This is a genomic window from Phycisphaerales bacterium AB-hyl4 (assembly GCA_041821185.1).
Taxonomy (GTDB): domain Bacteria; phylum Planctomycetota; class Phycisphaerae; order Phycisphaerales; family Phycisphaeraceae; genus Natronomicrosphaera; species Natronomicrosphaera hydrolytica.
On record JBGUBD010000002.1, the window covers coordinates 38,094 to 64,355 of the forward strand.

Consider the following 26,262-nt stretch of genomic DNA (forward strand, 5'->3'; position numbering starts at 1 on the left):
CCGAATCGCGCTTCGAGTCGCGTCACGCGCCGGCTTCGAAGCGGAAGACCAGATCGTACACTTCGCCTTGCATCGCGTCGGCGACGCCGTTGTCTTTGATCATCGCCACCTTGATCGCGTCGCAGGTGAACCGGGCCTCGTAGTTGCTTTCCAGTGCTCGGCCCATGCCTTCGAGCACCACCAGGTCCACCGGCGCTCTGCCCACCGCCGCGACGAACGCCGGGTCGAGTCGGCTGAGATCGATCAGCGGCGCGCCGTTGCCGTCTGCCAGCACGCGCAGCCGACTGTCGCGCTGCGCTTCGCCGAGCAGGGTGTCGACTTCGCCGGCCTGCTGTACGAGCGTGAGCAGTTCCTCGGCGGTGACGTCATTCAGCGACGGCGTTGTGTTGGCCGCGAGCGTCACGGCCGTGCCACGCTGGAGCAGATACCGTGCAAACGGCAGCATGCCCAGCACCACGTCGGGCCCGGCGTTGTCAACGAACAACACCGCATGCCGATGGGGCGTGCCCTCTCGCAGCCGAGTCAGCCAGGCGTCGAGGTCGTCCACCAGCCACGGCCGAGGCTTGAGCTGCTGACGCACGGCGTGGAAGTCCACCTGCTGATTCGTGAAGCGCTCGACCGTCGCGGTCGCGCCGAGGTCGAAAATGTTGCCGGCGAACATGCCGCGCACGACGGCGATGTCACGCTGCTCGGCAGGCATCGCATCAAGCTCATCGAGCAACGGCTTGAGCAGCGGCAGGGCGGCCTTGTTCTCCCGCGACTTGGCCAGGCGGTACGGGTCGGCGAACTGGTACTGGCGGAGGATGCGTTCGCGCTGCTCGCAGATCATGAGGATGTCGAGTCGGCCGTCCGTGCCCGGGGCGGCTGCGACGACGTCGAGGTATTGCTGAAACACATCCTGTGCCCGCTGCGCACGCTGCTCGACGTCGACGAGATCCGCGCCGCGGTCTTTCGCTTCGCGCATCGCCTCGGCGAGCAGTGTCGGGAAGTGGCCGGCGAAGAGGCCGATCCAGTAGTCGCGCTTCTTGTCGTCCTGCGTCAGGTCCCACCGCGCAGCAACGTAGTGCTCCGGGTCGGCGAGTTGAGGAAGCGTGGTGATGGCGTCATTCATGGCGGGGTGGGTCCGGGGCTTTGTCCCTTTGGTCCTCAGCCCTCGGCTTTGGGGGGAGAATTAGAGGCGGACGAAATTTTCGAGTAGTTGCAGGCCGATGCGTTGCGACTTTTCGGGGTGGAACTGGGTGGCCCAGACGTTGCTTTGCCAGATCGACGCGCAGAACGGCGAGCCGTAGTCGGCGGTCGCGCTGGCGGCGTCGTTGGCGGGCTGGCAGTAGTAGCCGTGGACAAAGTAGACAGCAGCTCCCTGGTCGACGTTGGCGAGCAGCGGATCGTCGCGTTGCCAGGTGATGGTGTTCCAGCCCATGTGCGGGACTTTGAGTCGCGAGCCGTCGGCCTGCTGCTCGCAGAACCGCACGACCTTGCCGGGCAGCACGCCGAGGCCCGCCACCGGCTGGCCGGGCGAGGGCGCGTCTTCTTCGGAGGCGTCGAACAGCAGTTGCATACCAAGGCAGATGCCCAGCAACGGCTTGTCTTGCTCGATGAACCGGCGGATCGGGTCGGACCAGCCGCGTTCGTTGAGGTGGGTCATGCCATCGGCGAACGCACCGACGCCGGGCAGGACGAGCTTATCCGCCGAGACGATATCGCTCGGCGAGCGCAGGATGGTCGCGTCCGCGCCGACGCGTAGCAGCGCCTTCTCGACGGAGCGCAGGTTGCCCATGCCGTAGTCGATGATGCCGATCATGATGCGTCAGGTCGCCGCGAAACGCAGCGGAGCGCGCTCGTGGGGGACGGGCGCGCTCCGCTGCGCTTTGCGGCTAACGGGGTGGGGTTATTCTTGTAGGACGACGACGATTTCGACGCGTCGGCTTTGTTCTTTCGTGCCGCGCGGCTGGGTTTCGCCGAAGCCGGCCGCGTACATGCGCTCGGGGTTGATGCCTTGCTCCTGAAGGTGGCGATGCACCGCGGCGGAGCGTTGCAGGCTGAGTTCGAGGTTGTCGGCCCAGCCGCTTTGGCGGATGGGGTCGGTGTCGGTGTAGCCTTCGATGCGGATGGTCTGATTGGGGTACTCGTTCTGGATCACGCGAGCGACGTCAGTAAGGGTCTGGCGTGCCTGCTGACGAAGCTGGACCTGGCCGGGGGCGAACAGCACGTCGCCGGGCACGCGAACGGTGACGCTGCCTCGGCGTTCGATGGTTTCGACGCCGGCGATGTCACGGAAGCCGGACTCGCGGGCCGGCTGCTGAGGCTCGGCCTCGGCGCGGCGGCTGCCGCGGGCACGCTCAAGCTCGGCGAGCAGCTCGCGCCGGTCGGCTTCGGACTGGTCGAGTGCCGCGCGGGCGCGGTTCAACTCGTCCTGAAGCTCGTCATTTTGAATCCACAGGGCGTCGCGCTCTTCCTGAAGGCGCTGGACCTGGCAACCGGAGAGGCTGCCCATGCCCATCATCAGCACGACACCCAACGACAGCATTTTCATTGCATGGCTCATCATGTCGACCCCTTACATTCCTTTGGTGCAGGCACGACGTTTACAAAAGCAAACTTGACCGGCTCCTGCCGCCGGCAGGCAGTCATTATCTATCGGCCAGACAAGCCCTACACGATACCAAAAAAGTCAAAGAGCGGTTCGCGCAGGACCATGACGACGATCGCCGCGCCCGCGAGGTAGGGGCCGTAGGGGATCACCCGTACTTCGCCCTTGACCAGTTTGGCGACGCCGGCCATGACCAGGGCCGCCAGCAGGCCGAAAAACGGGGCGATGAAGAAGGTGAACACCGCTTCCCAGGGGCCGAGCACGGCCCCGATCGCGGCGAGCAGGTGAACGTCACCCAGGCCCATCGCTTCCTTGCCGAAGCCCAGCGTGCCGGCGATGCGGGTCACCCAAACCAGCGCTCCGCCGACGAGGTAGCCGGCGAGCACGCCCGCGAGCACCTGCAGCCAGCCGGGCATGGCGATTTCGGGAAAGGTTGCCCATCCGATGGCGAGCCCCAGGGCCGGCAGCGCGAGGAAGAGGCATTCTTTGAGCACTTCGCGTCGCGGGTGCGGGTGAGCGAGCCATTCGTCGGGGCCCGGCTCGGTGTGCGGGGCGGGGTCGGTGACCTGTTCTTCGACATCGTCAAAGCTGCGCGGCAGCATCCGTGTCTGCAATAGGCCGATGGCGACGGCAAGCCCGGCGACCGCGCCGAGCACCATGCCCAACTCGCCCGCGGTAAACAGTTGCGGCGCGATGCCGTCTTCCTGCACCAGCAAGTCCGTGCCGATGCTCAGCGGCAGCCAGATGACGGCGAGTACTGTGACCAACCAGGGGATGGAGAGGGGGATGATGAACAGGCGGGCGTCGATCATGGTGGCCGCGAGCAGGGCGGCGATGAAGATCAGGTGCAGCAGCAGCGCGGGCCAGGTGGTTTCCAGGCCGTTGTAGAAAAATTCAGGGCGAAGCTCGGTGAAGTAGTAGACGCAGTAGAGGCCGACGAACAGCGCGGCGCACACGGCTTCGATGATCGGGTACTGGATGCTGATGGGCGTTTTGCAGTAGCGGCATTTGCCGCGCAGCCACAGCCAGGCGAAGACGGGGACGTTGTCGAACCAGGCGAGCTTGTGGCCGCATTTGGGGCATTGCGAGCCGGGCGTGACGAGGCTCTGGCCCGCGGGCAGGCGGTAGATGACGACGTTGAGAAAGCTGCCGACGCAGGCGCCGTAGCAGGTGACGAGGATGAGCCAGAAGAGGTGGGTCAAGGGCAGTTGTCAGGTGTCAGGGGGCAGGCATCAGGAAGTCAGTTATGCCGTGGGGCGTATTTACAGTTGTTCCTGTTCATCGGTCAGATCGTCGTCGATTGTTTGGATTTGCTCGCCGTCGACTTTGAGCTGGCCGTCTGCGTTGGTGGTGAGCTCGGCGATGCGTTGCTCGGCGGCGTTGAGGACGGTTCGGCAGCGTTTGATCAGGGCGATGCCGTGCTCATACTGAGCGAGTGCTTCTTCGAGGCCGACTTCGCCGGACTCGATCTGCTCGACGAGGGTTTCGAGGCGGTCCATGGCTTCGTCGAACTTCAGGCTTTCGATGTTGGGGCGTTTACTCATGGCGGGCAGTTTACCGCGCGTCGGGCGGGCGGTGCAGCTGAAGCTGCACGGCCTGGGGGCGCTTGTTGAATTCGAGCGTTGTACACTTGGCGGATGCCACGCATCGCCAGGGCACGAATACGGCTCAATCGGCTGATCACCGCAGTCGGGTTCCCGCGTGACTGGTTCCTGCTGCCGCTGGCGGCGGCGATCGGCGCGCTGGGGGGTGTGGTCGCCACCGCGTTTGACGGGCTGGTGCATGCATCGGGCGAGTTCTTTTTCGGACGGCTGGGCGGACGCGAGTTTCCACATTCGCAATGGCTGCTGCTGATGTTCCTGCCGGCGCTGGGCGGGCTGCTGGTGGGGTTGATTCAGCAGGTGCTCGCCCGGACGGGGCCGAGCCCCGGCGTGCCGGAGGTGATCGAATCCGTCGCGCGGCGGAAGGGCGAACTGCCGGCTCGCAGCGGGCTTTATAAGGCGGTCACGGCGTCGCTGACCATCGGCTCAGGCGGGTCGGCGGGGGTGGAGGGGCCCATCATTCACATCGGCTCGGTGCTCGGCTCGACCGTCGGGCGGGTGCTGCGCGTCGGTCGGCAGCATATGCACACGCTCGTCGGCTGCGGCGCGGCTGCGGGGATGGCGGGCATCTTCAACACGCCGATCGCCGGTGTGATGTTTGTGCTCGAAGTGCTGCTGCGCGACTTTTCGGTCAAGACGTTTATCCCCATTGTGGTCGCGTCGGTGTTCGGCACGGCAGTGGCGCAGGCGATGCTCCAGCATCATGGCGGGGTGTTCATGTTGCCTGGGACGATGCAGGACTACGAATTCGCGCTCAGCGAATTGTGGGCTTACGCGCTGCTGGGTGTGCTGTGCGGGCTGCTGGGGGTGGCATTTTCGTTGCTGTTGCGCACCAGCGAGCAAGCGTTTGCGCTGGTGCCGGGGCCACGGTTTGCGATGCCGGCGCTGGGCGGGCTGCTGCTGGGGGTGATGGGGATCGTATTCGTGCTGGCGGGGTTGCAGATCGTGCCGCATTACGAGCCGCCTGCCTTTTTCGCGGGCGGGTATCCGGTGATCGAGGGGTTGCTCAACCCGCGTTCGTATCCGGATGCGACGGACGCAGCGTTGATCGAGGGGATGACCGACGTCGGCCGGGCGCTGCCGGTGGCGAGCGTGTCGGTGCTGGTGCTGCTGACGGTGCTGGCGTTCAAGCTGGTGGGTACTTGCCTGACGCTCGGCTCGGGCGGGGCGGGGGGCGTGTTCGGCCCGAGCCTGTTCATGGGCGCGACGCTGGGGGCGACGTTCGGCCTCGTGCTGGAATGGATGAACATCTTCCCCGGTGCGACGCCGGCCACCTATGCGCTCGCGGGCATGGCGGGCGTGCTCGCGGCGACGATCCACGCGCCGCTGACCGCCTTCCTGCTCGTATTCGAGCTGACGCAGGACTATCGGCTGATCCTGCCGATGATGCTTGTGTCCATTTTCGCTGTTACGACTTCGCAGTTGATTGTGCGCGACTCGATCTACGCCCGCTGGCTGCGGCGGCGCGGCATTCGCATCGGCACATACTCCGATCAGACGTTGTTGCGCCGGATCACGGCGGCGCAAGTGCCGTGGATGCCAGCGGTCGTGGTTTCGCCGGGCGACCCGGTGCAGCGGCTGGTGACGCTGATCGAGCAGTACGCCGCGGCGGACTACGTGGTCTGCGATGAGAATGACGAGTACGTGGGCATGGTCGTCGGTGAAGATCTGCGCATGACATTGGTGCAGCGCGAGGCGATACCGCTGATGATCGTGGGCGAGTTGATGCGGACGAACCTGCCGACGGTGGCGCGTGATGAGCCGTTGGACATGGTGCTGGACAAGTTCAGCCGACATGATGTTTCGAGCCTGCCGGTGGTGGATGAGAATTTGAAGGTGAAGGGGGTGATCACCCGGTCGCGTCTGATGCGGCAGTACCAGCGGGCGTTGGAGGAGGCGTAGGCGGTCGGCCGACGTTGGAGAAGCGGTAGCGTGTCACCGGGTGGCAGGTCGAGTAAGATTCCGGTTCGACGATCGACTGGCCGGGGCATTTGGAGTTGGTGATGAGACGATGGATCGGTGGCATGATGTTGCTGACGTTGGCGTTGGTGTGGCTGGGCGGCTGCCAGACGGTGGCTGCGCCGGAGACGGAGGTGCAGTCGGTGGCGGTGACGCAGCAGACCGGCGAGGGCGCTCGTCTGGAGGTGTTGGTGCTGGTGCATAACCGCAACGATTTTGCGCTGCCCGTGCGGTCGGCGTCGTATGACGTGCGGGTGAGCGGGCTGGGCCGGTTTTCGTTTACCGACGAGCCGCCGGTCACGCTGCCGCCGAACGACAGCCAGTCGATTCTGCTCGCGGCGGCGTATACGGCGGACCCGGACGCGGTTGAGATTGATCACGCCAGTGCGGTGCGGATCTCCGGCCGACTGTGGTATCAGCCGCCGGGCGATTTCCGCGAGTTGTTGACCGAATATCACTTTCCGCTGCCGAGTGTGACGTTCGGCCAGCGTGCGACGTTGGACGAATTGACCGGCGAGTGATCAGCGAGAGCCCTCGGCTGATCCAGTGCATTTCGAGCAGGGCCCCATGCACGGCTTTCACGAACGACGTTATCTGATTCCCTTCCGCGCGACGCTGCTGCCGCAGATCTTTACCGATGTGCTGGTCATCGGCACGGGGGTGGCGGGCATGCGGGCGGCGCTGTCGGCTGCGGGCGAGCCGAGCGACGGCAAGCCGGCGGACGACGGGCCGGAGGTGATCATCGTCGGCAAGGGGCCGTTGCAGAAATCGAGCACATACTGGGCGCAGGGCGGCATCGCGGCGGTGCTCGACGCGGATGACAGCATTGATGAGCACGTCAGCGATACGCTCGTGGCGGGCGCGGGGCTTTGCGACGCCGCGGTCGTGCGGTCGGTCGTTGAGGCCGGGCCAAGGTGTGTCAACGAACTGATCGATTGGGGCATGCCGTTCGATCGGTCGGATGATGCGCTGGCGTTCGGGCGGGAAGGCGGGCATAGTCGATTTCGTGTGCTGCACAGCGACGGCGACGCGACGGGCAAGGCGCTGGCGTTGACGCTGGCGGCGCAGACGCGTGCCCAGCCGCGCATCCGCCACTTTGAAGAGTGTTTCGTGCTCGATCTGATTACCACGGAATCGCACGACGGCGGTGCGGGGCCGACGCAATGCCTGGGCGTGATCACGCATCACCCGCGCTACGGCTTGCAGGTGATCTGGGCGCAGGCGACCATCCTCGCCAGCGGCGGTTGCGGGCAGGTGTTTCGCGAGTCGACCAACCCCGGTGTCGCGACGGGCGACGGCCTGGCGATGGCCAGCCGAGCCGGGGCCGAGTTGATGGACCTGCCGTTCATGCAGTTTCACCCGACGACGCTCTACGTCGCGGGCGCGAGCCGATCGCTGATCACCGAAGCGGTACGCGGCGAGGGGGCGCACCTGATCGACCGCCACGGCCAGCGGTTCATGTTCGACTACGACGAGCGCGGCGAACTGGCGCCGCGCGACATTGTCTCCCGCGCAATCCTCCAGCAGATGGGCAAGACCGGGCATACGCATGTCTACCTCGACGTCCGCCACCTCGGTCGCGAGCGTTTCGGCCAGCGTTTTCCCGGCATCGCGAAGCTGTTGGAGAAGTTTGATATTGATCCCGGTACGACGCCCGTGCCGGTGCATCCGTCGGCGCACTACATGATCGGCGGCGTGCGGACGGACGCGGTCGGCAGAACGTCGATCCCCGGCCTGTACGCGGCGGGCGAGGTGGCGTGCACCGGATTGCATGGGGCGAATCGGCTGGCGTCCAACAGCCTGCTGGAGGGGCTGGTGTTCGGGGCGCTGGCGGGGCGGGATGCACGGGCGCAACTGGTGGGGAATGGTCGATCGCCGCACAAGATTGTGGCGGACATTCGGCCGTCGGATCGCAGCGAGCTGGACCTCGCGGACGTGCGGTCGAGCCTGCGGAGCGTGATGTGGCGGCACGTGGGCATCGAGCGTGAGGGCGAACGGCTGGCGGAGGTGTCGGAGATGTTCGAGTTCTGGGCCCGCTACACGATGGACAAGATTTTCGACGACCGGGCCGGCTGGGAAGTGCAGAACATGCTCACCGTTGGCGCGTTGATGACCCGTGCGGCCCGCTGGCGTGAGGAAAGCCGGGGTACGCATTTTCGGGTGGACCATCCCGAGCCGAAGGAGGCGTTCCGTGTGCACGACGTCTGGCTGCGGGGCCGTGACGAGCCGACCACGCGCCCGGTGGCCGAGCCGACTGAGGCGGAGTGAGGTTGGCGAAAGGGCGGGCGGGGCACTACAATCTTCCTTTTCGCAGGACGCCCATGCCGGGCTTTGAAGACGAAGGAGTGGCCTTGTGGCTGATCGATTCCATTGCACGCTGGTGACCCCGGAAGAGCAGCTTTTTGACGAAGCGGTTTCACACGTGAGCGTGCCGGCGTGGGACGGGCAGATCGGCCTGCTGGCCCGCCGGGCGCCGATGTTGGTGAAGCTCGGCTACGGGCCGTTGCAACTGGACCTGGCGGATGGCAAGTCGAAGACCTACTTCGTCGGCGGCGGGTTTGCGCAGATGAAAGGCGATCAACTGGTGATCCTCACCGACGAGGCGATGCCGGTCGAGGACGTGGACGCGAAAGAAGCCAAGGCCGCGCTGAACGAGGCGCTGGCACTGCGGGCCATCGGCGAAGAGTCGGCGGCGCGACGCGACCGCGACCTGGCCCGGGCACGTGGGATGATGGCAGTGGCGACTGGGAGCTGATCCGAGCACGCGGGCAACGACGATCGTGGCACGCGGCTGAGGGATTTCGGGGGGGTAACGCACTGCGGGTTTGCCCTGCTGATGTGTGGACTTGAAGTGGGGATGAGACGGACGGAGGCAGGATGTCGGGGGACTTGAGGCCGATTGGCGTATGCCGGTCGGCCTTGTGTGTTGGGTGGTCGAGCGAAAGACCGATAAACTGTCAGTCGGGCCAGCCATTGGAGGGCAGGCCCGCTTCCGACCGCGCCGCCACGGAGGGTTCGTCATGCGTCGGCTATTGCGCAACTACATCCCGAGCATGTTTCACCGTCGGCTGCTGCTGTTGGTGGTGGTGGCGGTGGCGGTTGTCATCACGCTGACGGTGCAGACGGCGCGGCTGACGGTGGGCGAGGAGCACCAGCGGGCACGGGCGGCGGTGCAGTCGGCGCTGGAGCAGACGCAGTTCATCCCCACCGTGCGAGGGCGGGTGCTGGACCGTTACGGTCGTGTGCTGGCGGAGGACGAGTCGGCCTATGACGTGGCGGTGAGCTATACGGTGATCGTCGGCGACTGGCCTTACCATGCGGGCCTGCGGGCGGCGCGGCAGGCGAACCGTCGCCAGTGGGCTGAAATGGGGCCCTCGGAGCGTGAAGCGCTCGGCCGGGAGTATCAGCGGCAGTTTGAAGAGCAGGTGGACATGCTCTGGCAGACGCTGGCGGGGCTGTCGGATGTCGATCGCGCGGAGTTGGAAGAGCGCAAGGACGGCATCCGCCGACGTGTGCAGCGCGAGGCGAGCTATCTCTGGGCCCGCTGGCATGAGCAGAAGCGTGCGGAACTGGGCGAGGACGTGCCGTTCAGCGAGGCGGTGCAGCCGATCCGGGCGCAGCGCCAGGCGCATCCGCTGTTGTTCGATGTCTCGCCACATGTGCGTGGCGTGGTGGAAAGTTTCATGGCCGAGGCGGGGCGCGACCCGGCTTTGCAGGTGTGGGGGCAGGTTGAGGTGCGTCGGCCGAACCATCGGCGGTATCCGATGGAAAGCATCACGGTGGAATATGACCGCTCGACGCTGCCGCAGGATCTTGCAGAAGAGACGACGGTGCAGATGACGGTCGAGGGCGTGGGCGTGCACCTGCTCGGGGCGATGCGCCCGGCGTGGCGGGAAGACTTCGCCCGGCGGCCGATGTTCAACACCGACGCGTACGGCCGACGGCAGATGGACCTCGGCGGCTATCGCGACGGCGACCGCATGGGCTCGTTCGGCATCGAGCGTTCGATGGAGGACATCTTGCGCGGCCTGCGAGGGCGAGCGACGCGTCGGCGCGACACGGGGCATGAGCAGCGCATCGAGCCCGAGCCCGGCCGTGATGTTCGCATGACGATCGACATTCAATTGCAGGCCCGCGTGCAGGGATTGCTCTCGCCGGAGTACGGCCTGCTGCGCGTGCACGAATGGCACGGCGTGGAAGACGTGGATCGCGTTGAAGGTCAGCCGCGCATCGGCGACCCGCTCAATGCCACTGCCGTCGTGCTGGAGGTGCACAGCGGCGAGGTGCTTGCGGCGGTGGGCACGCCGGGCTTTACGCGAGACCAGCTACTCAATGACCCGCAAAGCGTGTGGAACGATGGCGTGGAATATCGGTGGGTCAATCGTCCGATTGCCCGCCCGTACATGCCTGGTTCGACGCTGAAGACCATGATCCTTGCGGCGGCGTACACCGAGGGGTTGATCACGCCGCAGCAGACAATCGACTGCGAGTTCGGCCCGGGTCAGAACAATCGCTTTCTCCGCTGCTGGGTGCATAGCTTCGGTCGTGGGCACGGCCCGATGAACGGGGCACAATCGTTGCAGCACAGTTGCAACGTCTACTTTTATCGCATGGGCGACCGCCTCGGCACGCAGGGCACGTACGACTGGCTGTCGCGGTTCGGCGTCGGTCAGCGGACTGGCGCGGGCATTGTGGAAGAGGTGACAGGCAGCCTGCGATCGGCGGAGGACATGCGATATTCCGACCATGTGTTTCTCGGCATCGGACAGGGGCCGGTGGCGTGGACGGTGCTGCAGTCGGCGGCGGCTTATGCGGCGCTCGGGCGTGACGGCGAGTACATTCGGCCGACGTTTATCGCCGACCCGTCTGATGCGCGGCCCGACCAGCGGCCTGTCAGTTTGGGCATCGCTCGGCCGTACTTGCGTTCGATCCTCGACGGCCTGGAGCGTGCCGCTAGTGAACGCGGGGGCACGGTCTACCTGCTGCCCGACAACGAGCGCATTTTCAATGTCGAGGGCGTTCGCATTCTCGCCAAGTCCGGCACGGCCCAGACGCAGCCCAGCCGACTGGAAGACCCGGATGGCAACATCAGCCATCGACGTGGCAATCATGCGTGGACGATTGCGCTTGTGCAGCCGGAGGGGGACACGTATCCGACGCATGTGGTGTCGGTGGTGGTCGAGCACGGCGGCAGCGGCGGCCGCGTAGCCGGGCCGGTGGTGAACCAGATAGTGCATGCACTGCGGACGGAGGGGTATTTTTAGTTAAGTTAGCCTCGAAGCGCAGCGGAGCGCGGCCATGTGCGCGTGAGGTTACGTCCGCGCTCCGCGGCTAATGTCGAGATGATATGGATTGGGTCCTTGAACAACTTCGGCTGATGCTTCGCCCGCATGCCGGGTGGTACGGGTTTATCGCTGCGCTGGGGTTGACCTTATTCGGCGTGCTGGCGATCGACACGGTACAGCCGCACTATGCGGTGTCGCAGGCGCAGCGCTGGCTGCCGATCGCGCTACTGGCGATGGCGGTTTGTATGATCCCTCGGCCGCGGTTTATCGGGGAGCATTCTTACATCCTCGCGGCGATTGCGATTGTGTTCATGCTTGTGCTGATCGTGCCCGGCCTGCCCCGGTCGATCGTGCCGGTGATCAACGGGGCTCGGCGGTGGATCGACTTTCAGTTTTTGTTGTTTCAGCCGTCGGAACTGGCGAAGATCGCGTTCGTGCTGGCGTTGGCGTGGTACCTGCGGTATCGAAACAACTATCGCACGTTTCGTGGTCTGCTGATTCCGTTCGTGATTACGATGATGCCGGTGGCGCTGTTGCTGAAGCAGCCGGACCTTGGCACGGCGATGGTGTTCGTGCCGACGCTGTGCGTGATGATGGTGGCGGCGGGGGCGAAGTTGCGGCATCTTTCGTCGTTGATCGCCATCGGCCTGGTGCTGGTAGGAGTGAACGTGGCGATTGTGGCGTTCGATGCGCCGCAGTCGATGCGGTTGCTCAAGCCGCACCAGGAAGCACGCATCGCCGCGATGCTCTGGCCGGAGCGGCATCGCGACCGCGAGGGGTATCAGCAGCAGGTGGCGATCACGATCGTCGGCTCGGGCGGCGTGCGCGGCGTGGGGGGCGAACAGTCGGCCACGCTGCTGCGGTTCAACCATCTGCCGGAGAACCACAACGACATGATCTTCGCGATCATCGTCAACCGTTGGGGGCTGATCGGCGGCGTGGCAGTGATGGGGCTTTATATCGTACTGGTCAGTTCGTTCTTCCTTGTTGCGGCGCGTTCGAAGGACCCGTTTGCGCGCCTGGTCTGCGTGGGGTTCGGGGGGATGATGTTCATCCAGGCGGCGATCAATATCGGCGTGACGGTGGGGTTGCTGCCGATCACGGGGATCACGCTGCCGTTCGTTTCGTATGGCGGATCGAGCCTGGTGGCGGCGTTTGTGATGGTGGGGCTGATGCTGAATTTCGCGTCGCGTCGGCCGCAGATCATGGCCCGGCCGAGTTTCGAGTTCGACCGCGCGGAGGCGGCGGCGGAGTAGACCGCTGGCGAAGTGAAGCCAATGGTTTTGCCGCATCGGTATGCGATGCGTGATTGATCCGCGGTATGCTGTGGGCGGGTTTGTGAAGCCGACGTGTTGTTGAATGACTCCCTGTTGCTGTTGATGCTTGCTGCGGATCGCCCGGTGTTGACGGCACCGGGGCGTGTGGATGTGGCGTTGGTGATTGGCGTGGCGGGGTTGATCGCGGGGGGCGTGGTGGGTTGGGTGGCGTTGCGCCGACGCCGACGTCAGCAGGCCGACCTTGCGGAACTGGCCAGCGAGCATGGCTTTTCCCATGTGCGCGACGCCGAGTCGTTGCTGGCGATTCAGGCCGCGATGGACACGGTGTTCGGCGAAGGGGCCGTGCTGCTGACAGCGATGCGCAAGCAGGTCAACGGCTTGACGCTGGAAGTGGTTCATTACCGCTTCCCGATGTATCGCGTGGAGCGCACCGGCGAATGGGATGCGCGTCATCAGGAAGCGGACGACCGGATGATCACGCTCGTTCGCGACTTTGATGCGCCGCTACCAACGTTTCGCCTCATGCCCAACAACTGGGTGCTTAACACCATCGGCGGCAAGCGGCGGAATGTGTTCATCAACGTCGAGCCGTTCGGCTGGCGGAACTACGTGTTCGGCACGGAACGCGACCATATTCGGTTCATCTTCCCCGGTGAGATCCAGCATCTGCTGCGACAGAACAAGCACCTGGCCATCGACAGCCGACGCGACCTGCTGGCGTTCTACCATCTTGACGAGGCCTGGCTGCCCGGTAATTTTGAGCAGTTCGCCGACCAGTGTCTGACGATCGCCACGACGCTGAACGAGCGTTGCCAGGCATGGGAGACGGGGGAGAAGGACCGGGTGGTGTACGACGTGTTCGGGCCGTACTGACCGCTGCGGAATCTTGACGGGGCCGGGCGGGCTACTTATAAAAAATGGTTTGACCTGGACGAGAATATCACTCCGGACGGCCTTTTTACAAGGGGAAATCGAATGATGCGGTATGCCACGGTCGCTTTGGCGGCGTTTCTAACTATTGGTCTTTCAAACGCTTCGGCGGAAACGGATCGACTCGTTTCCACCGACTGGGTCATGGAGAACCTCAACAATCCCGATGTTCGCATCGTAGAGGTCAGCGTCGATCCCGGCGTGTACGAGCGGGGCCATCTCCGCAACGCGGTCAACTTCCGCTGGCATAGCGATCTGGTCGACCCGGTGAAGCGGGATATCGTTTCGCAGGAAGATTTCGAGCAGTTGATGTCGCGCTCCGGCATCGCCAACGACACGACCGTCGTGCTCTACGGCGACCACAACAACTGGTTCGCCGCGTGGGGCGCGTGGGTGTTCGACATCTACGGTCACGCCGACGTTCGCCTGATGGACGGTGGCCGAGCGAAGTGGGAACGCGAAGGTCGGCCGATGGAAGTGCGTCAGCCCGACCTGCGTGCGACCGAGTACACGGTTGAGCAGACCAACCCGCAGTTGCGTGCCCGGCTGGCCGACGTGCTGGCGGTGGTGGAGGACGGTGAGGACGGCGCGCTCGTGGACATTCGTTCGCCGGAGGAGTACAGCGGCCGTGTGATCGCGCCGGCGGGTATTCAGGAACTGGCGATTCGTGCCGGCCACGTGCCGGGCGCGAAGAACGTGCCTTGGGACCACGCGGTGAACAAGGAAGATGGCACGTTCAAGTCGGCGGACGAACTGCGTGAGATGTACGCGGCGGTGGGCATTGACGGCTCGAAGCCGGTCATTGTTTATTGTCGCATTGGTGAGCGGTCGAGCCATACGTGGTTTGCGCTGAAGCACATCCTCGGCTATGACGTGCGGAACTATGACGGCTCGTGGACGGAGTACGGCAACGCGGTTGGTGTGCCGATCGACAACCCGGCGGGCACGATCTGGACGGGCAAGTAAATGGTAATGCCCGACGGCGGGCGTGAAGACAATCATGCGAAGGCGCGGCCGTCACCGGCTGCGCCTTTTTTCTATCATGGGCGTCCCCGGTTGCTCGCCAATGCGAGCCAACGAGCGGGAATCAGCCTGATTGAACTGAAACGATGACACAGATGCTCAACCAACCGCGCGGCCTGGATGATCCGGGGCTGGTGACCGACACGCGACCGCCGAGGCGGCCGAGCGTGTGGTGGTTTGTCGTACGGTTGGTTGTCGCGGCGATGATCGCGGCGGGGCTGGTCTGGGTCGGACTCTGGTTGCAGGAACATCAGGGACGAGCGGCGGCGTTTACGCTGGTGACCGGCGTGGCGTTCGGCGTGATGTTGCAGCGGTCGCAGTTCTGCTTTTTCTGCAACCTGCGCGATCTGCTGCAGCGTGGCGACAGCGGGCCGACGATGGGCCTGCTCGCGGCGCTGGCGACGGGGACGGTCGGCTACGTTGTGGTCATGGGCTCGATGATGCCCGACCCGACGCGCGGCTGGGGCATCCCGGGCGATGCACACGTCGCGCCAGTGAGTTGGGTGATGCTCATGGGCGGTGCGATTTTCGGTGTCGGCATGAGTTTGTCAGGGTCGTGTCTGAGCGGTCACCTGTATCGCATGGGCGAAGGGTCGCTGCTGGCGCCGATTGCAATTGTCGGGGCGTTTGGCGGTTTTGTGCTGGGGTTCATGGCGTGGAACCCGCTGTACTTGCGGGTGATTTCGGATGCATCGGTGGTGTGGCTGCCGGAGACCGTGGGCGGGTATGGCGTGACGCTGCTGGTGCAGCTTGGGGTGTTGGGTCTGATTGCGATTCCGCTGTTGTATCTGATGAAGCCGAGGGCGGGGGACGCGGGCAAGCCGGGCGTGCGGCGGGCGGTGCGGATGGTGTTTGTGAATCGTTGGCCGACGTGGGTCGGCGGCGTGGGCATTGGGATACTCGGAACGTTTACGTACCTGCGCACGCGGCCGCTGGGTGTGACGGCGGAGATGAATCGCTATGCACGCGATCTTGGCGAACGTGCAGGCATGACGCCGGAGCGGTTGGAGGGGCTGGATCGGATGCGCGGTTGCGTGCTGCCGGAGCAGGCGGCGTGGGTGAGTGAGAATGGCATCTTCGTACTGGCGTTGGTGGCGGGGTCGTTGATGGTGGCGTTGCTGGCGGGGCAGTTTCGGTTGAAGCGCGAGCCTTGGGTCGCGTGTGTGATGGCATTGGTTGGGGGGGTGATGCTGGGCTTCGGCGCGATGATCGCGCTGGGGTGCACGGTGGGTACGCTGCTTAGCGGGATACACGCGGGGGCGCTGGCGGGCTGGGTTTTCTTCGCGGGGATGCTGCCGGCGATGTGGGTGACGCTGCCGCTGCGGCGATGGTTGCTGCGGTGGTGAGGTTGGGGGGGAGGTTTCTGGTTTTTGGTTTCTGGTTGGGACCCACGGATTCGCTGCGCTATATCCGTGGGCTTTATTTGGGGGTCAGGCGGCCATGCGGGCGAGGACCTGGATGCCGAGGCTGTAGGCCTTGCCGTCGGACTGGCGTTGGCAGCGGACGATCGTGCCTTGGAGGTCGAAGCCGGGCTCAGCGCCATGGGGCGGGCAGAAGACGGTGATTTGTGCGCCGATCGGCAGCGGTTCCTGTACCATCGCGCCGGCGCCGGCAGGCGAGAGATCGGTCAGCAGCAGCGAGCAGATGCGCAGATCGGTGTCGCTGTCATCGCCGAGGCTGGTGACGGCGGCGGTGACGCGTTGCTCGACAGTCTGCCGACTGTATCGTCGGCGTTCCAGCGGCAACGACGTGTTGGTGTCGTGGGCTAGGTGGAGTGATTCGTGCCGTGTGGCGGTTGAATGGTTGGTCATGGCCTAGCCCCCTCAAGGTGCGTCGCGTGGCGGTTTGTTGACGCCGACCTGTTCGGCATCATCGGCATTGGCCTCGCGTTCCCGATATCAGGCATCGGCCTTATGACCGGCAGGGTTTACCAGGTTGAGCAATAAAACGACAAAATTTCACGTTCAGGTCAGTCTTGTCGGAGCGGGGCCGGGCGACGCGGAGCTAATCACCGCGGCGGGGCTGGATCGGCTGCGGCGGGCGGAGGTGGTGGTGTACGACGCGCTGGCGAATCCGGCACTGCTGGCCGAGGCACCGGCAGCGGCGGAGCGCATCGACGCCGGCAAGCGTGCGCGGAAGCACAAACTGACGCAGGATGAGATTCACGAACTGCTGCGCGACCGCGCTGCGGCGGGGCGGTATGTCGTTCGGCTGAAGGGCGGCGACCCGTACCTGTTCGGCCGAGGGGCGGAAGAGCTGATCTACCTGGCGAAGCAGGGCATTTCCTGTGAGGTCGTGCCGGGCGTTACGTCGGGCATCGCAGCGCCGATGGCGGCGGGCATACCGGTGACGCATCGCGAGCACGCGAGCAGTGTGACGTTCGTGACGGGGCATGAAGATCCGACGAAGCCTGGCACGGCGGTGGACTATGCGGCGCTGGCGAAGCTGATCGCGGCGGGGGGCACGGTGTGTTTTTACATGGGCGTGGGTCGGCTGCCGTTGATCGCCGAGGCGCTCACGGCAGGGGGGCTGGACGGTGCGACGCCGGCGGCGGCGGTGCAGTGGGGTATGACGCCACGGCAGCGGTCGGTGCGGGCGACGGTGACCACGTTGGCCGAGGCGGTGAAGCGCGAGGGGGTTGGTTCGCCGGCGATTATTGTGGTGGGGGCGGTGGCGGGGTTGGACGAGCCGGGGCTGGACTATTTCACAGCCCGGCCGATGTTCGGCAAGACGGTGCTGGTGACGCGCACGCGACAGCAGGCGTCGAAGCTGGGCGAGCAGTTGGCGGCGCTGGGGGCGAACGTGCTCGAATCGCCGACGATCGAGCTCGTGCCGCCTGCGGATTGGAGCGAAGTGGATGCGGCGGTGCGCGATGTACGGCAGTATGACTGGCTGGTGTTGACGAGTGTGAATGGTGTGGCGGCGCTGGCGGATCGGCTGGATGCGATGGGGCTGGATGCACGGCAGCTCGCGGGCGTACGCGTGGCGGCGATCGGCGACACGACGGCGGCGGCGCTGCGCGAGCGCGTGGGGGTGAAGGCCGACCTTGTGCCGACGCGGTATGTGGCCGAGTCGTTGGCGGGTGAGCTGATCGCGGAGCATGAGATGGCGGGCAAGCGGTGTTTGCTGTTGCGGGCGGACATCGCGCGGCCGACGCTGCCGAAGCTGCTTGGCGAAGCGGGGGCGGTGGTGACGGAAGTGGTGGCGTACCAGACGCAGCTGGCAGCGGCGCTGCCGACGGCGGTGGTGGAGGCGCTGCGCGAGGGGGCGGTGGATTGGGTGACGTTTACCAGCGCGTCGACGGTGCGCAATCTGGTTGAGATGCTTGGTGATGAGCGGACGTTGCTGAGCGATGTAAGGCTTGCGTCGATCGGGCCGATCACGAGCGAGGCGATGCGCGAGGCGGGGCTTGCGGTTGATGTCGAGGCGGCGGTGTCGAATGTTGAGGGGTTGGTTGAGGTGATTGAACGTGGGAGCGATGGGGGCAGTACAGCTTAAGCTGTACTGCCTTATAGTGAGTCCGTGGATTTGAAAGGTATCTTGTGGCGATTGCACGTATCAGGCTTGAAGAGACAGCGGTGTTGATCGTTGATGTGCAGGAGCGGCTCGTGCCGGTGATGCATGAGCCGGAGTATCTCGTTGCGCAGGTGGGGCGATTGATGGACGCGGCGGCGGCGTTGGGGTTGCCGACGTTGATCACCGAGCAATACCCCAAGGGACTTGGTGCGACCGTGCCCGAGTTGGCGGAGCGAGCGAGCACGGCGGTGTGCAATCATGAGAAGACGCGCTTCAGCAGTTGCATCGACCCGGTGCGTGACGAGCTGCGACGGCGGAACATTCGCACGGTGCTGGTGGCGGGCATCGAGGCGCATGTGTGCGTGTTGCAGACATGTCTGGATTTGGCGAAGGCGGGTTACGTGTCGGCCGTGGTGGTGGACGCGGTCAGCTCGCGGCAGCCGATTGATCGGGACGTCGCGTTGCAGCGGATGGCGCAGGCGGGTGTGTTGCCGACGACGGTCGAGTCAGCCGTGCTGGAGATGGTTGGTGAGGCCGGCGGCGAGCGGTTCAAGGCCGTGCTTCCGATCGTAAAAAACCAGCCGATGCGGTAGTATTGGGTCGCCACGATGGCTTTGGAGGCACTGGAAGGCCATGTTTGCGACCATATTTCTGTATGTAGGTGTCCTTCTTGTTTTGGCGATAGCGATGGCGGTTGCGTCACGTCGCCGCGTCGTGCCCCACGTGATCGAAGTGGCCGAGGCTGAGGGGCCGTGGTGTGACGAATGTGGCTGCAGCCTGCGCAGCCTGTCCGTACTAGCCTGTCCTGAGTGTGGTTCCGCGGTGGATCAGCCGCAAAGCATTCGTCTTCCACCCAGCGAAGGTCGAAGACGACGGTGGCTGGCGACAGGGCTTGCCGTCGTCATTTTGGTGCCCGTGTGGTACGGGATGCCGACCATTCTGGTTCCGCAGGACTATTGGTTTCGCATTGACGAGGTATGGGAGGTTCCATCCAGCCAGGCATACGAGTCCATCCACTTTATGACTTTCCCTAGGCTGATTACTGCCCATTCATGGGTCGATCCTGCAACCGTCCTCGAGCCGCCGCGCGGCTTGGAAATTTACATCAGGACGTTTACGGGTGATGGCGTGGCATTGGAGCTTCAAGGGCACGAGTGGCGCATTCATCATCGGGACGAAGTGGTTGAAGACGTCGGTCCGGTGTCGGTCGAGGTAGCAGTTGCTCGCCTCTTCCAAATAGCATCGCTCACGAAACCCGAGCCAGATATTGAGGCGGAGATGCAGGAACTGCAACAGTATCTCAAGGCAGTATTGCAGGATCCCGCCGTCGCCTTGCAGCCCCGACAAGCTTCGCATTTTCAGGTAACGACCCGAACGCACATCATCGAAAACAACCGCAGCAGGCCCTTCGTCCTCGGCTTTTTCTGGCTGATCACGCTGCCGATGATGATCTTCATCGGACGCAACGCGTCCAGAGTCTGGCAGGGGGGCGAAGTCTTTCACGTCGGCCAGTTACCAAAAGGGATCACCATCGACCTCAAACAATCGCGATTACAGATGTCTGCACCCCACCAGTAGGCAATCGTTTCCTGAGCAAGCTATCATTTCCCGCATGCCTGACCCCAACCTGCTTGAGTGTTTCGAGAACCCGGCCCCGCAGCACGACTATGTCATTGAGCACTCTGCGGAAGAGTTCACCAGCGTCTGCCCGAAGACCGGCCACCCCGACTTCGGTACGGTGACGGTCCGCTTCGTGCCGGACAAAAAGTGCGTCGAACTCAAGAGCCTGAAGCTGTACTTGCAGGCGTTCCGCAACGAGGGCATTTTTTACGAGGCGGTGACGAACCGCATCGCGGATGACCTCGCGGAAGCGATGCAGCCGCGCTGGTTGATCGTGTACACGGACTGGAAGGGGCGTGGGGGGATTCGGTCGACGATTCGCGTCGATATCGGTGATGTGCCGGATCACGAGCGATAGTGTTCGTCGTGTCGCGCGGCGCCTCCTACGATCCGGCAGGAGGTGCATCATGTGGATGATCATCTTGCGGGCGGTCATTGCGGGGCTGGTTGTGACGACGGTGGTGGAACTGGCGGGGCGGTTGCCGCGGGTGGGGGCGTTGATTCTTACGCTGCCGATCGTCAGCATTATTGCTTTCATCTTTACATGGGCGGCGTATCGCGATGTGACGACGATCGCCCGGCTGTCACGCGAGACGCTGGTGCTCGTGCCATTGGGGTTGCCTTTCTTCGTGCCGCTGGCGTTTGCGGATCGGTTGGGGTGGAATTTCTGGGTGGCGTTTGTGGTGGGGGTGGCGTTGGCGGGGACGTGCATCGGGCTGTGGTTTCGATTCGGGCCGAGGCTGGTGTGAGCCGATTCGGTGCATCGGGGTGATCCCTGTATCATCGGTGAATCATGTTGATTGACCGGGGCAGGGAGACGGCTCATGTTCAAGCATGCGCGGATTTTGGCAGCGATGCTTTGCGTGCTGTTGAGTGGGGTGGCGGCGCCGGCAGAGCAGGTGACGCCGGGGCCGAGCACGTCGGGCGAGTTGGTGGTGGGGACGCGTGAGGTGCCGCCGTTTGCGATGCAGGATGGCAACGGGCAATGGCATGGGTTGGCGATCGAGTTGTGGGAACGCATCGCCGACGCACAGGGATTGCGTTACCGATACGAGTCCCGTGAGTTGGTCGGCCTGCTTGAAGGGCTGACGGACGGCTCGCTGGACGCGGTCGCGGCGGCGGTGACGGTGACGGCCGAGCGGGAGGCGGTGGTTGATTTTTCACATCCGTTTTTCACGACCGGGCTGGGCATCGCAGCGCGTTCGGAGCATCGCGGGCTGATGCGGGGCTTGCTTGCGTTGCTGTCGCTGGAGTTGATTGGCTTGGTGGCGTTGTTGGCGCTGGTGTTGATGGGGGTGGGTGCGTTGGCATGGCTGTTTGAGCGGAAGCGTAACGCTGAGCAATTCCGCGATGGCGCTGCGGGGCTGGGCGACGGCTTCTGGTGGTCGGCAGTGACGATGACCACGGTCGGCTACGGCGATAAAGCGCCAGCCACGGTGGGGGGCAAGCTGGTGGCGCTGGTCTGGATGTTTGCGAGCCTGGTGCTGATTTCGACGTTCACGGCGGCGATCGCGTCGGCCTTGACGGTCAGCCGTATGGAGTCGGTGGTGCAGGGGCCGGAGGATCTGCCGCGCGTGCGGGTGGCGACGGTGGCGGACTCGACGAGCGCGCTGTACCTGGACGATCGACGGATCGCCTATCGTGGGTACGCGACGGCAGAGGAGGCGATCGAGTCGCTCACGGCCGGCCGGGTGGACGCCGTGGTTTACGACCAGCCGATCCTGCAATACATCGTGCTGGAGACGGCGAAGGAGGAGGCCCACGTGCTGCCGAGCACGTTCGCACGGCAGTATTACGGCATCGGGCTACAGCTTGGCAGCGAGATCCGCCAGCCGTTAAACGTCCTGCTGCTGGAGACGTTGGGCTCGACGTGGTGGGCGGATCGGCGGTATCGGTACCTGGGGGAGGAATGAAGATCAGGGCAATGCAGCTTAAGCTGCATTGCCCTGGTGGGGCGTTATGCGGAAGGGGCTTCGGGTTCGCTGATCCAGACCAGGTCCCACGGCTTGTCGGTGGTGATGAACAGCACCACATCTTCGCCATCGCCGCACCAGGCCTGGTGCACCATACGCGCAGGGATGTAGTTGAAACTGCCCGGGCCGAGCGCAACGCGTTTGCCGTCGGGCTCTTCGACAATGAACGTACCCTGTACGACGGTGTGCGTTTCGTTGCCGGTATGCCAGTGGGGCGGTACGTGCATGCCGCGGGGGCAGCGGATGAACAGGCGGGTGGCACCGGTGTTCGGGTCGACGTGGACGATTTTAACCGCGGGCGACTGCTCGGGCGTATCGGGCTGAAACAGTTCCCATGCGATATCGCCGGCGGGAAGGTTGAGCATATGGTCCGCCGGGTCTGGCGGGGCCGGTGGCTGGGCAATGTGGGAGGCGGTGGAGTCGTCAGGGATGCGGTACGGTGTGGTGGTGGGGGGCACGGCCATGATCGGTCCCTCGCGGAGGGGAGTGCGGGCTGCGTTGCCGCGCCTCGCAGACGCGGCTGCGACGATGCGAAATTATATCGACCACCCTGTCGTGGGAAAATCCCCGCCGTGTCACTTTGTACGCCTCGCGATTGGTCGCTATCCTTCATGCACCATGAGCATCCTCATCGACAAAGACACGCGCGTGATCTGCCAGGGCATCACCGGCTCGGCAGGTTCTTTCCACACCAAGGGCTGCCTCGACTACGGCACACAGATGGTCGGCGGTGTCACGCCGGGCAAGGGCGGTCAGAAAGACCCCAACGGCCTGCCGATCTTCAATACGGTCAGTGAGGCGGTGGACGCGACGGGCGCCAACGCTTCGATGATCTTCGTGCCGCCGCCGTTTGCGGGTGACGCGATCCTCGAAGCCGCGGACGCGGGCATCACGCTCATCGTCGCGATCACCGAGGGCATCCCCGTGCTGGACATGATGAAGGTGAAGCAGACGCTGAGTCTGCCGAAGTATCGCAAGGTTCGGCTGATCGGGCCGAACTGTCCGGGTGTGATCACGCCGGGCGACAACGGTGTGGCGGGCACGGGCTGCAAGATCGGCATCATGCCCGGCTACATTCACAAGCCGCCGCACGACGCGGAAGCGAAGCGAAGCGTGGGCATTATCAGCCGATCGGGCACGCTCACCTATGAAGCCGTGTGGCAGACGTCGAGCCTAGGGATCGGACAGACAACGTGCGTGGGCATCGGCGGCGACCCGGTGCGTGGCATGGACTTCATTGACTGTCTCGTGCAGTTCAACGCCGACCCGGAAACGGACGGCATTGTGATGATCGGCGAGATCGGCGGTACGGACGAAGAGGCGGCCGGCGACTTCATCGCCCGCCACGTGACCAAGCCGGTGACGGCGTTCATCGCGGGTCGCACGGCCCCGCCCGGCCGACGGATGGGCCACGCCGGCGCGATCATCTCCGGTGGCGAAGGCGGCGCGGATACGAAGATCGAGGCCCTGCGGAAGGCCGGCTGTCACATCGCGGAGTCGCCCGCCGACCTTGGGCGCACGATGGCCGAGGCGCTGGGCATCTGACTACGCCGATTTGACACATCTGTTGCATAAAACACACGCTCACGCGGGTGGTGTGGATGCTGCCGTCCACTGCTACCGCGTGGCTGTTGCATGCCTTGGCGAACGTCGAGGTGGATCAACTCGACTCTGTCGATCGCCCTGCCCTATAATTGAACCACCGTGACTTCAGGGAAGCTGACGTTTCAGTTTGCCAGGTCGCTGGTCTCACGCGAAACCGCTTGCGTGGGGAATGTCTGGTCGGCTCCAGACGGTATACGTATTGGCCTTTCATGAGTAAGAAAACAGATCTTGTCGAATTGCAGCGCGAAGTATTAAAAGACTTGGAGGCGACGGACGTTCGAGACAGTTTGTCTCTATTGATCCCACCCGACAAATCATGGCAGCCGACTGACTACCTGCCAGACCTCACCGCCCCGGACTGGTATGAACAACTCTCAGCGTTTCGCGAGCCAGCCAAGGGGCTGTCGGACGAAGTGCTTGTCGTGCTCATCGGCGACATGGTCACCGAAGAGGCGCTGCCGAGCTACTCGGTCGCACTGAACAGCATCGCACAGGACTACGAGGGCACGAGCAGCGCTCCGTGGGCACGTTGGCTGCGTGGGTGGACTGCGGAGGAGAACCGGCACGGCGACCTGTTGAACGCCTTCCTCCGTCTCACCGGCCGAGTGGAGATGAAAGCGGTGGAACGGACTGTGCACCACCTGCTGAACAGTGGCTTCAATCCGCGTACACAAGAGGACCTTTACGCGGGTCTTGTTTACACGGCTTTCCAGGAACGCGCGACGAAAATATCGCATAACAACGTCGGCAAGCTCGCCGCCGCCGAGGGCAATGTGGCGTTGGGCAATATCTGCCGACGGATCGCGGGCGACGAGGCTCGGCACGAAGCGTTTTATACGCGCATGATGGATGCGGTCATGGCCCGCGATCCGGAGAACGGGACCATCACGGCGGGCAGCATGTTGCGACGGGTCATCGCCATGCCCGGCCGACTGATGTACGACGGCAAAGACCCTGACTTGTTTGACCACTTTGCGGTGGTCGCGCAACGGCTTGGCGTTTACACGGTTCGCGATTACGCCAGTATCGTTCGCCACCTTGTTGATACATGGAACATTGCCGACCGTGCGTTGACGGGTAAAGCGGCGCGGGCTCAGGAATTTCTCTGCAAGCATGCCGAACGGGTTGAGTCGGTGGCGGAGGACGTGGCGGCGCGGATCGACCAGGAGCCGCGTGTACAGTTCAGTTGGATTTATGACCGTGAGGCATGATGCTCGTCTTGCGATAGACGACACGGCCGACGTGAATGTTGAAGTTGCTGGACTCGTTGCTTACTGCATACGATGATCATCGGGTATTGACGAGGGGGTTGTTTCATGGACATAGCCGAACTGTTCGGCGACGTGGCGCTCGCGTTTCTGCTGCTTGGGTTTCTCATCCTCGCTGGCAAGATCGTGCGCGTCTGGGTGCCGGGGCTGCGGAAACTTTTCATGCCCGTGTCGCTGATTGCGGGGGCGATCGGCATGTTGCTCGGGCCGCAGGTACTCGGCGCGATGACAGGCGATGAGGGGTGGTTCGCGGACGGGCTGTTCCCCGAAAACGTGCGAGCGGTATGGGGCGAGTTGCCCGGTCTGCTGATCAGCGTGGTGTTCGCGGCGATGTTCATCGGCAAGCCGATTCCCTCGCTGGGGCTGATGTGGCAGCGATCGGGGCCGCAGGTGATGTTCGGCCACACGCTCGCGTGGGGGCAGTATGTCATCGGCATCTCGCTGGCGATGTTCGTGCTTTACCCGATCTGGGGCACGAGCCCGTTGGCGGGGGCGCTGCTGGAGATGAGTTTGGTCGGGGGGCACGGCACGGTCGCGGGCATGCAGGGCGCGTTTGAAGAGCTTGGCTTCCCGGAAGGCACGGACCTGGGCCTGGGGCTGGCGACGATCGGCATTCTGGCCGGCGTGATCATCGGGACGGTGCTTGTGAACTGGGCGGCGCGGACCGGGCGTGTGGACCTGTCGCCAGCCGATGAGCCGGGCGATGTGGAGCAGGAGAAACTCGCGGACTTCGATGAGAAGGAAGACGTGGAGCGGAGCATTCCCGAGCCCGAGGTACCGGGGGCCGAAGGCAAAAGCGAAGGCGAGGACAAGCCGGTCGACCCGCTGTCGGTGCATGTGGCGCTGCTGGGTTTGGCAGTGGGGATCGGTTGGGTTTTGCAGCAGGCGCTGTTGTGGGTCGAGAGCGTGGCGTGGGCGTCGTGGTGGGATCTCGATCTGTTCCGTTACCTGCCGCTGTTTCCGCTGGCGATGATCGGTGCGATGATTTTGCAGGTGGTGCTCGAATGGATCGGGTATGACGATCACGTCGACCGCCGACTGGTCAACCGCATCTCCGGCGCGTCGCTGGACATGATCATCGTTTCGGCGCTGGCGACGCTGTCGCTGGCTGCGCTGGGGGCGCATTGGGGGCCGTTGCTGGTGCTGGCGGTGGCGGGCATTACGTGGAACGTGGTGGGCTTTCTCGTGCTCGCTCCGCGGATGATTCCCAAACACTGGTTCGCACGCGGGGCGGGCGACTTCGGGCAGTCGATCGGCATGGCGGCGCTGGGGCTGCTGCTGATCCGGTTGGCGGACCCGCAGGACAAGGCCCGGGCGAGCGAGCGGTTCGGCTACAAGCAGGTGTTGTTCGAGCCGTTGGTCGGCGGCGGGTTGTTCACCGCCGCGAGCGTGCCGCTGCTGGCGCAGTTCGGCGCGGGACCGATGCTCATCGTGGTAACGGTGGTGACGCTTGGGTTCCTCGTCGGCGGGCTGTGGCTGTTCAAGGGTGAAGCCGAGCGATGAGGTAGAGCGGGTTCAACTCAAATGTCGCGTTTAGCCCCGCCGCCTACGGCGGCCCCCCGGAAGCGCCCCCGCGCGGCCGGGGGGCTAAACATGAAGCTTATTGTCGGTTGCC

The 26,262-nt window shown here is 64.4% G+C and carries 25 protein-coding genes; 18 read left to right on the forward strand and 7 right to left on the reverse strand.

Features of this window, described 5'->3' with window-relative positions; genetic code table 11:
• Positions 1-22: 22 nt before the first annotated feature.
• The 5 genes from ACERK3_02625 to xseB all read right to left on the reverse strand — a co-directional run bounded on the left by ACERK3_02625 (position 23) and on the right by xseB (position 4,134).
• A complete protein-coding gene (locus ACERK3_02625; protein ID MFA9477182.1) occupies positions 23-1,111 on the reverse strand; it encodes an ARMT1-like domain-containing protein in 1,089 nt (362 codons plus the stop codon).
• 60 nt (positions 1,112-1,171) lie between these two features.
• Positions 1,172-1,801, reverse strand: coding sequence for an imidazole glycerol phosphate synthase subunit HisH (hisH, locus tag ACERK3_02630; protein ID MFA9477183.1), 630 nt, complete (start codon positions 1,799-1,801; stop codon positions 1,172-1,174).
• 87 nt (positions 1,802-1,888) lie between these two features.
• Positions 1,889-2,548, reverse strand: a complete 660-nt coding sequence (locus ACERK3_02635; protein MFA9477184.1) for a flagellar motor protein MotB — start codon at positions 2,546-2,548, stop codon at positions 1,889-1,891.
• A gap of 104 nt (positions 2,549-2,652) precedes the next feature.
• Positions 2,653-3,792: an A24 family peptidase gene (locus ACERK3_02640; GenBank protein ID MFA9477185.1), complete on the reverse strand. Its 1,140-nt coding sequence runs from the start codon at positions 3,790-3,792 to the stop codon at positions 2,653-2,655.
• A gap of 60 nt (positions 3,793-3,852) precedes the next feature.
• Positions 3,853-4,134 (reverse strand): exodeoxyribonuclease VII small subunit, encoded by a 282-nt coding sequence (gene xseB, locus ACERK3_02645; GenBank protein ID MFA9477186.1) that lies wholly within the window; start codon positions 4,132-4,134, stop codon positions 3,853-3,855.
• Positions 4,135-4,227: 93 nt separating this feature from the next.
• Here xseB and ACERK3_02650 point away from each other — a divergent pair, with 93 nt between their 5' ends.
• The 9 genes from ACERK3_02650 to ACERK3_02690 all read left to right on the forward strand — a co-directional run bounded on the left by ACERK3_02650 (position 4,228) and on the right by ACERK3_02690 (position 16,011).
• Positions 4,228-6,093, forward strand: a complete 1,866-nt coding sequence (locus tag ACERK3_02650) for a chloride channel protein (protein MFA9477187.1) — start codon at positions 4,228-4,230, stop codon at positions 6,091-6,093.
• A gap of 101 nt (positions 6,094-6,194) precedes the next feature.
• Complete coding sequence (locus ACERK3_02655; protein ID MFA9477188.1) at positions 6,195-6,671, forward strand: hypothetical protein; 477 nt, start codon at positions 6,195-6,197, stop codon at positions 6,669-6,671.
• 46 nt (positions 6,672-6,717) lie between these two features.
• On the forward strand, positions 6,718-8,418 hold the full coding sequence (gene nadB / locus ACERK3_02660; protein MFA9477189.1) for an L-aspartate oxidase: 1,701 nt from the start codon (positions 6,718-6,720) through the stop codon (positions 8,416-8,418).
• Positions 8,419-8,503: 85 nt separating this feature from the next.
• Complete coding sequence (gene atpC / locus ACERK3_02665; protein MFA9477190.1) at positions 8,504-8,905, forward strand: ATP synthase F1 subunit epsilon; 402 nt, start codon at positions 8,504-8,506, stop codon at positions 8,903-8,905.
• A gap of 265 nt (positions 8,906-9,170) precedes the next feature.
• On the forward strand, positions 9,171-11,414 hold the full coding sequence (locus ACERK3_02670) for a peptidoglycan D,D-transpeptidase FtsI family protein (GenBank protein MFA9477191.1): 2,244 nt from the start codon (positions 9,171-9,173) through the stop codon (positions 11,412-11,414).
• Between the two features lie 83 nt (positions 11,415-11,497).
• A complete protein-coding gene (locus ACERK3_02675; GenBank protein ID MFA9477192.1) occupies positions 11,498-12,691 on the forward strand; it encodes an FtsW/RodA/SpoVE family cell cycle protein in 1,194 nt (397 codons plus the stop codon).
• Positions 12,692-12,787: 96 nt separating this feature from the next.
• Entirely contained in the window at positions 12,788-13,585 is a 798-nt protein-coding gene (locus ACERK3_02680) for a hypothetical protein (GenBank protein MFA9477193.1), read from the forward strand.
• A gap of 102 nt (positions 13,586-13,687) precedes the next feature.
• A complete protein-coding gene (locus tag ACERK3_02685) occupies positions 13,688-14,608 on the forward strand; it encodes a sulfurtransferase (GenBank protein MFA9477194.1) in 921 nt (306 codons plus the stop codon).
• A 143-nt stretch (positions 14,609-14,751) separates the two neighbouring features.
• Complete coding sequence (locus tag ACERK3_02690) at positions 14,752-16,011, forward strand: YeeE/YedE family protein (GenBank protein MFA9477195.1); 1,260 nt, start codon at positions 14,752-14,754, stop codon at positions 16,009-16,011.
• A gap of 84 nt (positions 16,012-16,095) precedes the next feature.
• Here the strand turns inward: ACERK3_02690 and ACERK3_02695 are convergent, their stop codons facing one another.
• Positions 16,096-16,476 carry a PilZ domain-containing protein gene (locus tag ACERK3_02695; GenBank protein MFA9477196.1) on the reverse strand — a complete coding sequence of 127 codons (381 nt, stop codon included), beginning with the start codon at positions 16,474-16,476 and terminating at the stop codon, positions 16,096-16,098.
• 124 nt (positions 16,477-16,600) lie between these two features.
• Here ACERK3_02695 and cobA point away from each other — a divergent pair, with 124 nt between their 5' ends.
• The 6 genes from cobA to ACERK3_02725 all read left to right on the forward strand — a co-directional run bounded on the left by cobA (position 16,601) and on the right by ACERK3_02725 (position 21,714).
• On the forward strand, positions 16,601-18,163 hold the full coding sequence (gene cobA, locus ACERK3_02700; GenBank protein MFA9477197.1) for a uroporphyrinogen-III C-methyltransferase: 1,563 nt from the start codon (positions 16,601-16,603) through the stop codon (positions 18,161-18,163).
• Between the two features lie 44 nt (positions 18,164-18,207).
• Positions 18,208-18,774: an isochorismatase family protein gene (locus ACERK3_02705; GenBank protein MFA9477198.1), complete on the forward strand. Its 567-nt coding sequence runs from the start codon at positions 18,208-18,210 to the stop codon at positions 18,772-18,774.
• Positions 18,775-18,814: 40 nt separating this feature from the next.
• Positions 18,815-19,759: a hypothetical protein gene (locus ACERK3_02710; GenBank protein ID MFA9477199.1), complete on the forward strand. Its 945-nt coding sequence runs from the start codon at positions 18,815-18,817 to the stop codon at positions 19,757-19,759.
• Positions 19,760-19,793: 34 nt separating this feature from the next.
• Positions 19,794-20,159, forward strand: a complete 366-nt coding sequence (gene queF, locus ACERK3_02715) for a preQ(1) synthase (protein ID MFA9477200.1) — start codon at positions 19,794-19,796, stop codon at positions 20,157-20,159.
• A gap of 49 nt (positions 20,160-20,208) precedes the next feature.
• Positions 20,209-20,550: a hypothetical protein gene (locus ACERK3_02720; protein ID MFA9477201.1), complete on the forward strand. Its 342-nt coding sequence runs from the start codon at positions 20,209-20,211 to the stop codon at positions 20,548-20,550.
• A 75-nt stretch (positions 20,551-20,625) separates the two neighbouring features.
• Positions 20,626-21,714: a transporter substrate-binding domain-containing protein gene (locus ACERK3_02725; protein MFA9477202.1), complete on the forward strand. Its 1,089-nt coding sequence runs from the start codon at positions 20,626-20,628 to the stop codon at positions 21,712-21,714.
• A gap of 44 nt (positions 21,715-21,758) precedes the next feature.
• On the opposite strand, the gene ACERK3_02730 is transcribed toward ACERK3_02725, so the two are convergent.
• On the reverse strand, positions 21,759-22,238 hold the full coding sequence (locus ACERK3_02730; GenBank protein ID MFA9477203.1) for a cupin domain-containing protein: 480 nt from the start codon (positions 22,236-22,238) through the stop codon (positions 21,759-21,761).
• 154 nt (positions 22,239-22,392) lie between these two features.
• Between ACERK3_02730 and sucD the strand changes: the two genes are divergently transcribed.
• The 3 genes from sucD to ACERK3_02745 all read left to right on the forward strand — a co-directional run bounded on the left by sucD (position 22,393) and on the right by ACERK3_02745 (position 26,150).
• Positions 22,393-23,319, forward strand: a complete 927-nt coding sequence (gene sucD / locus ACERK3_02735; protein ID MFA9477204.1) for a succinate--CoA ligase subunit alpha — start codon at positions 22,393-22,395, stop codon at positions 23,317-23,319.
• A 269-nt stretch (positions 23,320-23,588) separates the two neighbouring features.
• Positions 23,589-24,590 carry an acyl-ACP desaturase gene (locus ACERK3_02740; GenBank protein ID MFA9477205.1) on the forward strand — a complete coding sequence of 334 codons (1,002 nt, stop codon included), beginning with the start codon at positions 23,589-23,591 and terminating at the stop codon, positions 24,588-24,590.
• Positions 24,591-24,695: 105 nt separating this feature from the next.
• On the forward strand, positions 24,696-26,150 hold the full coding sequence (locus ACERK3_02745) for a sodium/glutamate symporter (protein ID MFA9477206.1): 1,455 nt from the start codon (positions 24,696-24,698) through the stop codon (positions 26,148-26,150).
• Positions 26,151-26,262 lie beyond the last annotated feature (112 nt).